General features: G+C 71.2%; 6 protein-coding genes and 1 pseudogene. 4 read left to right on the forward strand and 3 right to left on the reverse strand.

Features of this window, described 5'->3' with window-relative positions:
* Positions 1-118: 118 nt before the first annotated feature.
* Both OG711_RS39185 and OG711_RS23105 read left to right on the forward strand, forming a co-directional pair.
* Positions 119-187 (forward strand): annotated as a pseudogene (locus OG711_RS39185) (zinc-ribbon domain-containing protein); the annotation flags it as partial.
* Between the two features lie 456 nt (positions 188-643).
* The gene (locus tag OG711_RS23105; protein WP_329560246.1) at positions 644-2,023 is read left to right on the forward strand and encodes a zinc ribbon domain-containing protein; all 1,380 of its coding nucleotides are present in this window, start codon (positions 644-646) and stop codon (positions 2,021-2,023) included.
* 1,091 nt (positions 2,024-3,114) lie between these two features.
* Here OG711_RS23105 and OG711_RS23110 read toward each other — a convergent pair.
* Together OG711_RS23110 and OG711_RS23115 are read right to left on the reverse strand one after the other, a co-directional pair.
* Entirely contained in the window at positions 3,115-3,426 is a 312-nt protein-coding gene (locus OG711_RS23110) for a PASTA domain-containing protein (RefSeq protein ID WP_073792969.1), read from the reverse strand.
* 184 nt (positions 3,427-3,610) lie between these two features.
* A complete protein-coding gene (locus OG711_RS23115) occupies positions 3,611-4,108 on the reverse strand; it encodes a GNAT family N-acetyltransferase (RefSeq protein ID WP_245876957.1) in 498 nt (165 codons plus the stop codon).
* 221 nt (positions 4,109-4,329) lie between these two features.
* Between OG711_RS23115 and OG711_RS23120 the strand changes: the two genes are divergently transcribed.
* Positions 4,330-5,613: a geranylgeranyl reductase family protein gene (locus OG711_RS23120; protein ID WP_099280562.1), complete on the forward strand. Its 1,284-nt coding sequence runs from the start codon at positions 4,330-4,332 to the stop codon at positions 5,611-5,613.
* A gap of 93 nt (positions 5,614-5,706) precedes the next feature.
* Here OG711_RS23120 and OG711_RS23125 read toward each other — a convergent pair whose 3' ends face one another.
* A complete protein-coding gene (locus OG711_RS23125; RefSeq protein ID WP_073792967.1) occupies positions 5,707-6,639 on the reverse strand; it encodes a C40 family peptidase in 933 nt (310 codons plus the stop codon).
* Between the two features lie 1,561 nt (positions 6,640-8,200).
* Here OG711_RS23125 and OG711_RS23130 point away from each other — a divergent pair.
* A complete protein-coding gene (locus OG711_RS23130) occupies positions 8,201-8,560 on the forward strand; it encodes an NADH-quinone oxidoreductase subunit A (RefSeq protein ID WP_073792966.1) in 360 nt (119 codons plus the stop codon).
* The last annotated feature ends 19 nt before the right edge of the window (positions 8,561-8,579 follow it).

The raw sequence follows: 8,579 nt of genomic DNA on the forward strand, positions 1-8,579 counted from the left end.
CGCCGCCCAGGGCTGTCTGAGGGGAACCGGTCGGCCGGAAGATGTGTCCGTTGAGTACGTGATGGCGCCCGACCACGGGCGCCGCACCTCTCGGTCCCGGACGACGGAGCGTGCTTTCATGGCGGCGTACTGCCCCTATTGCGGAACACCCGGCCCTGATGACGCCCGCTTCTGCATGAGCTGCGGTCGCGAACGCCCCCCGGTGCCCGGCGCACCGCCCGCCCCGTCCGCGCCACCGGGCCAGGCCCCGCCCACCGGAGCGATACCCGTACCGCCCCCGGCCGCCCCACCTGAGCCCGCCGCCCCACCAGCACCCACGACCCCGCCCGCACCGTCGTCCCCTCCAGCCCCGAAGTCCCTCACCGCCCCCACGACCGCACCACCCCCGGCGACCCAGCCCGCCCCGGCCGCCCCTGCCGTCCCGCCCGCTGCTCCGGCCCCGGCCCCGCAGTCACCGCCCGCACCCTCCGGCCCGCCCGCACCGTCCAGCCCGCCCTCACCCCCAGGCCCGCCCTCACCCCCAGGCCCGCCCTCACCCCCAGGCCCGCCCTCACCCCCCGGCCCGCCCCCGCCCTCCGGTCCGCCTCCGTCGGGCGGACCGGCGACCGGACAGCACACGTACACCGCCTTCCCGCCCGGCCATGTGCTGCCCCCGCCGCCGCCCCCGCCCTCGAACGGCGCCGCGTTCCTGCGGCGGGCCCTCTCCGGGGACTGGAGCGGCGCGCTCCGGGCCGCCGTCTGGCCCCTGGTGTTCGTGACGGCCCTCGCCTTCGCCCTCGCCGTCCCCGGCTACGGACAGGACATGTCCGACGACGACGCGGTGGGCTTCGGCGACCGGTTCCAGATCACCCTCGCCCTCGTCCTCCAGGGGGTGGGCGGGGAGCTTGAGGCCGAGACCTCCCGGACCGACCGCTCCGACGACATCGGTCCCGGCGAGGACTGGGACAGCGCACAGCCCGGCGAGGACTCGTACGGTTACGAGCCCACCCTGTCCGAACAGTTGGGCGTGGCCACGAGCTCCATCGAGCTGATCCCGTTCACGGTCACCGCGGGCTGGCTGCTCACGCTCTACGCCGGACTGCGGCTGCTGCGCAACCGCGACCGGCGGCGGCTCGCGGCCGGCGCGACGGGGGCCGCGGCGCCCGGTACGGGACCGCCAGCCGGTCCCTGGGCCGGTGCCGCGCCCTGGACCAACGGCGCCACCTCCGGACTTGAGGCGGCCCTGCGGGTCGGGCTGCTCGTCACCGCCGGAGTCCTCGTCCTGGCACTGTTCGCGCAGCCGACCATCCAGGGCGTCGAGCTCTCCTCCGGGGTGCCGTTCGCCGTGCTGGGCGCCCTGCTGATGTCGGTCGTCCTGTCCGCCGTCGTGCTCGCCCGCGACGAACACACCGGCTGGCTCGCCGCCCGCCCCGGCCTCCAGGCCCTCACCCGGGCCTGCGGCACCGCCCTGCGGGCCATGACGTTCGCCCTCGCCCTCTGCTCGGTCGTCCTGCTGATCGTCTACACCCAGCTCGACGAGTTCGACGAGGGCGGCTCCCTGTACGGGGAGGACTTCCCCGCCACCCTGACCGTCCTCCTGCTCCTGCTGAACCTCGGCGTCGCCGGACTCGGACTGTCCTGGGGCGCCCCGGTCGAGGCGGAGTTCAGCTCCCGGCTGCGCCCCGAGGAGGAAGCGCTCGGGCTCTCCGAGCTGGGGGACCTGGTCGGTTCCTGGGCCGTCGCCGGGACCCTCGCGGTCGGCGCGGTGTCCGTACTGTTCCTCGGAGTGCTCGCCGCGCGGCGCCATGAGCGCCGCGCGGAACAACTCCTCGCGGGGGGACTGTTCCTGGGGCTGTTCCTGCTGCTCGCCGGGGTCGGCGGCTACGGGATGACGCAGGGCGGGTCCTACCGGGGCGGGGAGACGATGCACGTGGGTACGGCGATTCCGGACGCGCTGCTGTTCGGCACGGTGTGGGTGGCGGGTGGGTTGCTGGCGGGCGCCCTGCTGGTCACCCTGCTGCGCCCCCCTACGGCTCCCCGCTGACGGTCGCGCCGCGCCTTCGCTCGCCCTTCTGAGGTCCGTCCACCTGGACGCACGTGTCCCTGTGCGGGTACGTCCGGGGGTGCGCGGTTCCTCGCGCCCCTGAGGTTCGTCCGGCTGGGCGTTCTTGTTCCTGTGCGGGCCGTCCGGGGGTGCGCAGTTCCTCGCGCCCCTGGGGTGCTGTCCTATTACGGTCGCTTTTCGGGTGCGGGCCGTCCTCGTTTTGCGCGGTTCCTCGCGCGCCTGGGGTTCCCCACCTGGGCGTACCTGTTCCTGTGCGGGTACGGACGGGGGTGCGCAGTTCCCCGCGCCCCTGAGGTTCGTCCGGCTGGGCGTTCTTGTTCCTGCGCGGGCCGTCCGGGGGTGCGCAGTTCCTCGCGCCCCTGGGGTGCTGTCCTATTACGGTCGCTTTTCGGGTGCGGGCCGTCCTCGTTTTGCGCGGTTCCTCGCGCCCCTGGGGTTCCCCACCTGGGCGTACCTGTCCCTGTGCGGGTACACCCGGGGGTGCGCGGTTCCTCGCGCCCCTGAGGTTCGTCCGGCTGGGCGTTCTTGTTCCTGTGCGGGCCGTCCGGGGGTGCGCAGTTCCTCGCGCCCCTGGGTGGTGCCCCCTTGCGGTCGTTCTTCGGGTGCGGGGCTGTCCTCGTTTTGCGCAGTTCCCCGTGCCCCTTTGGGGCGTCCGCCTGGGGCTGTCCGTCAGGTTGCGGGTGGGGTCAGGCTGCGGGGCGGCGTCAACCGGGGGCGGGGTTCAACCACACTCCTCGTGCAGTCGCCGGACTCAGCGAAGGGGGTGGGCGGGAATCTCTGCTCGCAGACTCCGATGCTCTTCAGTCGGGTCACTGGACGTGTTACCGAGCGTGTCGGATCGAGGACGGAGAATCCCGACCGGCACCGACCCGAAGAACAAGCAGAACGCGCCCCAAAGGGGCGCGGGGAACTGCGCACAACCACCGAGCGACGGCACAGGAAACAAGTTGGCCCACCCGGACAGACCTGGGAAGCGCAAGCGAAGGCGACCCGCAGGGGAACCGCGCACCCCACGAGCGACGGCACAGGAACGAAGTCCGTCCCGCCGGACGGACCTGGGACCCACCCGGTCAGGGGATTGCTTCGACCTCGACGCCTCCCGGGGCCGGGTCGGGCCGCCGCGGCTCCCGTACCCCCGCACCGCCGTCGCCCTCGCCGGACGCCAGGTCGAACCAGACAGTGACCGTCGCGCCCCGCGGCACCTCCACCCCGGCCGGCGGATACTGCCGCACCACGTACTCGACCACCGTCGAGACAAGATCGGGCCGGTCCGCCGCGGCGAGCAGCAATCCCTCGCTCTCCGCGACCTCACGCGCGTCCACCGCCATCAGACCGACGAAACGGGGCACACGTACATCCCGTGTTCTGGGTGCAATGCGCACATACTCACCCCCAGTCGTACCGGAAAGGGTAGCTCCAGCACCCGGCGCACCGGAACCGCCGCGACGCCCCGTACGCGGAGCGTGACCCCGCGTACCAAAGGGCGCGCGCCCTGGACGACGCGCGCCCTCGACCCTCCGTACGCCGCCGGTCACCCGCCCCCGGGCACCGCGCCGGAGGGCCGGGTCACAGCTCCAGCCGGAAGCAGTGCCCCCGCCGCCCCGTGGGCGTCGCGAAGGTCTCCACCCGCTCCATCCCGAGCCGCTCGGTCACCGCGAGGGAGCGGGCGTTGCGCGCGTCGACCATCGCCACGACGTGCCGCACCCCCGTGGCCCGTACCTCGTCGAGCCCGGCGAGCGCCGCCTCGGTCGCGTACCCCCGGCCCCAGTGGTCCCGCCCGAGCCGCCAGCCGATCTCCACCTCACCGACGGGCCCCCACGCGTGCGGCCACGGCTGCGCCCCGGTGAACCCGATGACCTCACCGGTGACGGGGCCGTCGGGGGCGTCGGGGGCGACCATCGTCCACAGGCAGAAGCCGAGTTCGGCGTGATGACGCCGTTGCCGGGCCGTCAGCTCCTCGTACACCGAGACCTCCGCCGACGCGCCCCCGTGGAACTCCATCACCTCCGGGTGGTCGAACACCCGGTGCCAGTGGTACGCGTCCTCGTGGGTGGGCACCCGCAGCCGTACGGCGGGCCGCGGGCGGTCCGGCGCGGCGGGCGCGGGAACCGCGGACCGGGAAGGGGCGGAGGTGACGGACGCGGAGGGTGTCGCGGTGGTCGCGACGGGGTGCACGGGTTGGCTCACAGGGCGGCCCTTCAGCTCGCTGATCAGTACCGCCTCCTAGACTGCACTTGTCCAGTGCCGGTCGGCACGCAGAATTCCGAGTCCCGGGAGAACCCGTCGTGACCGAGCCCCTCTCCGAACACCACGCAGATGTGATCGTCGTCGGAGCCGGACCGGCGGGATCGACGACCGCGTACTACCTGGCCAAGGCGGGTCTGGACGTACTGCTGCTGGAGAAGACCGCCTTCCCGCGCGAGAAGGTGTGCGGCGACGGCCTCACGCCCCGCGCCACCAAACAGCTCGTCGCCATGGGCATCGACATCTCCGAGGAGGCGGGCTGGCTGCGCAACAAGGGCCTGCGGATCATCAGCGGGGGCGTACGGCTCCAGCTCGACTGGCCCGAGCTGGCCACCTTCCCGGACTACGGTCTGGTGCGCAAGCGCGACGACTTCGACGACCAACTCGCCCAGCAGGCGCAGAAGGCGGGCGCGCGGCTGTACGAGCGCTGCAACGTCGGCGCCCCGATCACCGACGACCGGACCGGCCGGATCACCGGTGTCGAGGCCAAGCTCGGCGAGGAGAAGACCCCGGTCACCTTCCACGCCCCGCTGGTCGTCGCCGCCGACGGCAACTCCACCCGGCTGTCGCTGGCGATGGGCCTGCACCGCCGGGAGGACCGCCCGATGGGCGTCGCCGTCCGGACGTACTTCACCTCGCCCCGGCACGAGGACGACTATCTGGAGTCCTGGCTGGAACTGTGGGACCGGCGCGGCCCGGTGGACCGGCTGCTCCCCGGCTACGGCTGGATCTTCGGGATGGGCGACGGCACGTCCAACGTCGGCCTCGGGGTCCTCAACACCTCCTCGTCCTTCAAGGAGCTGGACTGGCGCGAGGTGCTCAAGGCGTGGTGCGCGTCGATGCCCGAGGAGTGGGGCTACACCGACGAGAACATGACCGGTCCGGTCCGGGGCGCGGCGCTGCCCATGGCGTTCAACCGCCAGCCGCACTACACCCGCGGGCTGCTGCTCGTCGGTGACGCGGGCGGTCTGGTGAACCCGTTCAACGGCGAGGGCATCGCGTACGCGATGGAGTCCGGGCAGATCGCCGCCGATGTCATCGTGCAGGCGCACGCCCGCTCGACGGACGCCCAGCGTGAACTCGCGCTCCAGCGCTACCCGAAGGTCCTCAAGGACACCTACGGCGGTTACTACAACCTGGGCCGTGCCTTCGTGAAGCTCATCGGCAACCCGAAGATCATGCGGCTCGCGACCGAACGCGGCCTCACGCACCCCGTGCTGATGCGCTTCACCCTCAAGATGCTCGCCAACCTGACCGACCCCACCGGCGGCGACGCGATGGACCGCATCATCAACGGTCTCAGCAAGGTCGCCCCGCGCGCCTGACCCGCCCGCCCGGAGACCCGGCACACGGAAGGGCCGCCACCCCGAGGGGTGGCGGCCCTTTTCGCTGTACGAATCGTGCGGTGGTGCCGGTGCTCAGAGCACCCGGACCGCGCCGTCGGCGGGGTAGCCCGACAGGTCCTGGATGACGACGCCCTTCGACGGGTTCGCCGCGTCCAGGTACTGGCCGTTACCGATGTAGACACCGGTGTGGTACGCGGAGCCCGCGCCACCCCAGTACAGGATGTCGCCGACCTGGAGGTTGGACGTGCCGACCTGGGTACCGGCCGTCGACTGCGTCTGCGAGGTGCGCGGGAGGTCGATCCCGGCCTCCTTAAACGCGGCCTGGACGAGGCCCGAGCAGTCCCACGAGTTCGGGCCCGTGCCGCCCATGACGTACGCGTCGCCGACCTGCGCCTTGAGGAAGGCGATGACGGAGCCGAGGTTGCCGCTCGCCGGCGCGGTGGTGCTCTCCGAGGAGGAACCCGTGGACGGGGCGCTGGTGCCCGTGGAGTCCGACGTGCCGGTGGACGGCGTGTCCGACTGCGGCGTGGACGTCGACGCGGGCGCGGCGGCCGTGGTGGTGGTGAGCGGGGCACGCTCGGCGGTACGGGAGGCCCGCTCCGTCTCGGCGCGGCGCTCGGCCTCGGCCTTCGCCGCGCGCTCCGCGGCCTTCTTCTCGGCCTCGGCCTTGCGGACGGCCTCGGCCCGGTCCTTCTTGGCCTGCCCGGACGCCTTCTTGGCGGCCTGGTCCTGCTCGGCGCGGAGCTGCTCCTGCTGGGCCTGGAGCTCGTAGGCCGCGGCGGTGAGCTGGGTGGCACTCGCCGAGCGGGCGACCTGGGCCGAGAGGTCGGAGGTGAGCGTGGGCATTTCGATGGTCTCGGTCACGGGTGCGGCGGCGCTGGCCGATCCCGAAGCACCGGCCACGGCCAGGGTGCTGAGGACGCCACCGGCGACACCGGCACGCAGCTTGTTGCTGCCGCTGCGGCGGGGCTTCCGGTGGCTGGGTATGTGAGCGGTGTGGGACATGGGACAACCGCTATCAGGGTGCCACCGTTACCTTCAAGAAACGTGGTCTGCGCCACAGTTGCGGGTCACCCTGCGTGAATCCCGGGCGTGTCGGCTCTTATTGACGCCGTAACGGACAATACGGGCGTTGGTGATCATGCGTGTGATCACGGCTTTTCGTGGTTACGTCCGTATTGCCCCGCACCTACCACCCATCGATACGGTTGGCCAAGCCCGGCAATTCCCCCGGCCCCGCCGGTGTGGCGGAGGTCACGGAGCGATATCGCTACGGGCGGTTAGCGCCCAATGGGACCTTTTGCAGAAGTCTGCGCCAAAAAATGCGATACGAAACCTGACACAGCGTCACGCCTTCGCTCGCGCTTTCGAGGTCCCACCACTGGACGTACTTGTCCCCCCACAGGTCGCCAGGTCCGTCCGGCGGGACGTACTCCGTTCCTGTGCCGTCGCTCGGTGGTTTCGCGCAGTTCCCCGCGCCCCTTAAGTGCTGCCCTCTTGCAGTCGCTCTTCGGGTGCGGGTCTGCCCTCGCCTTGCGCAGTTCCCCGCGCCCCTGACGGGGCACCCCTCTCCTCGCGCAGTCGCGGTGCTGCGGGAGGGGGTGGGCGGGAATCTCTGCCCGCAGACTCCGATGCTCTTCAGCAGGGCAAGGGGAGCGTCCGACCGAGCGCGTTGGAGCGAGGACGGAGAATCCCGACCGGCCCCGCCCCGAAGAACAAACAGAACGCGCCCCAAAGGGGCGCGGGGAACTGCGCAGAACCACCGAGCGACGGCACAGCAGCGAAGTGCGCCCAGCCGGACGGACCTGGGAAGCGCAAGCGAAGGCGACCCGCGGGGAACTGCGCAGAACCACCGAGCGACGGCACAGCAGCGAAGTACGCCCAGCCGGACGGACCTAGGAAGCGCAAGCGAAGGCGACCTGCGGGGAACTGCGCACCCACCGAGCGACGGCACAGCACCGAAGTACGCCCGCCCGGGCAGACCTCGAAAGCCCAAGCGAAGGCGGATCGTGAAAACGGGCACGCACTCCCACCCCCGTCCACACGCACCTCACCCCCGTCCACACCCCACAGCCCCGCCGGCGAGGTGTGAACGCTCCACTATCAGCGCCCCGCGTCCAACGCGAATTTGCTGCACGCGCCCGCTCCTTGATATTGCAAACGCCCTCCCACCTGCATCGACGAGGCAACTTGTCACGTCTCGTAACCACCCCACCGCTTCGCGTACGAAGATCACCCCTCATCCGGCTTGGTGATCCTTCGCCGGGTGGTGGAGATCACAAAGGCGATCATGGACCCCGTGTCGCAGATCACAGACCCGCAGGCATAGGATGCACGGCAGTTGGGCTTGTGACCTGCTTCACATGAACACGATCTTGGGAACCGATCCGCGAGGGCTGCGGAGCGCCCCCCAAGGCCGGTGAGGCTCATGAGGCGCACGGAACCGAGGAGTTCCGTGGGGCTCGTGGGACGGGTGGGGCGGGTGACGGGTTCGACGCCTCCCCGGCCCCGAGGCCGCGGGGGGACCGCCGAAGCAGTCAGTGCCGACTGAAGGGAGCGAGGAGCGGTGAACGCTTATGCGCCCATCCTCGTACTGGGAGCCCTCGGGGCAGGCTTTGCGATCTTCTCCGTGGTCATGGCCACGCTTATCGGTCCAAAGCGTTACAACCGAGCGAAGCTCGAAGCGTATGAATGCGGGATCGAGCCGACACCAACGCCTGCGGGCGGCGGACGGTTCCCGATCAAGTACTACCTCACGGCGATGCTCTTCATCATCTTCGATATCGAGATCGTCTTCCTCTACCCCTGGGCCGTCAGTTTCGACGCCCTCGGGTTGTTCGGGCTCGTGGAGATGCTGCTCTTCGTGCTCACCGTCTTCGTCGCGTACGCGTACGTATGGCGGCGCGGCGGCCTGGAATGGGACTGAAACCCGCGAGGGACAGAAG

This window comes from Streptomyces uncialis (assembly GCF_036250755.1).
Classification (GTDB): Bacteria; Actinomycetota; Actinomycetes; order Streptomycetales; family Streptomycetaceae; genus Streptomyces; species Streptomyces uncialis.

Bases quoted from the DNA above. Each gene is read 5' to 3' on its own strand.
- OG711_RS23125 (WP_073792967.1), bottom strand. From the start codon at position 6,639: ATGTCCCACACCGCTCACATACCCAGCCACCGGAAGCCCCGCCGCAGC.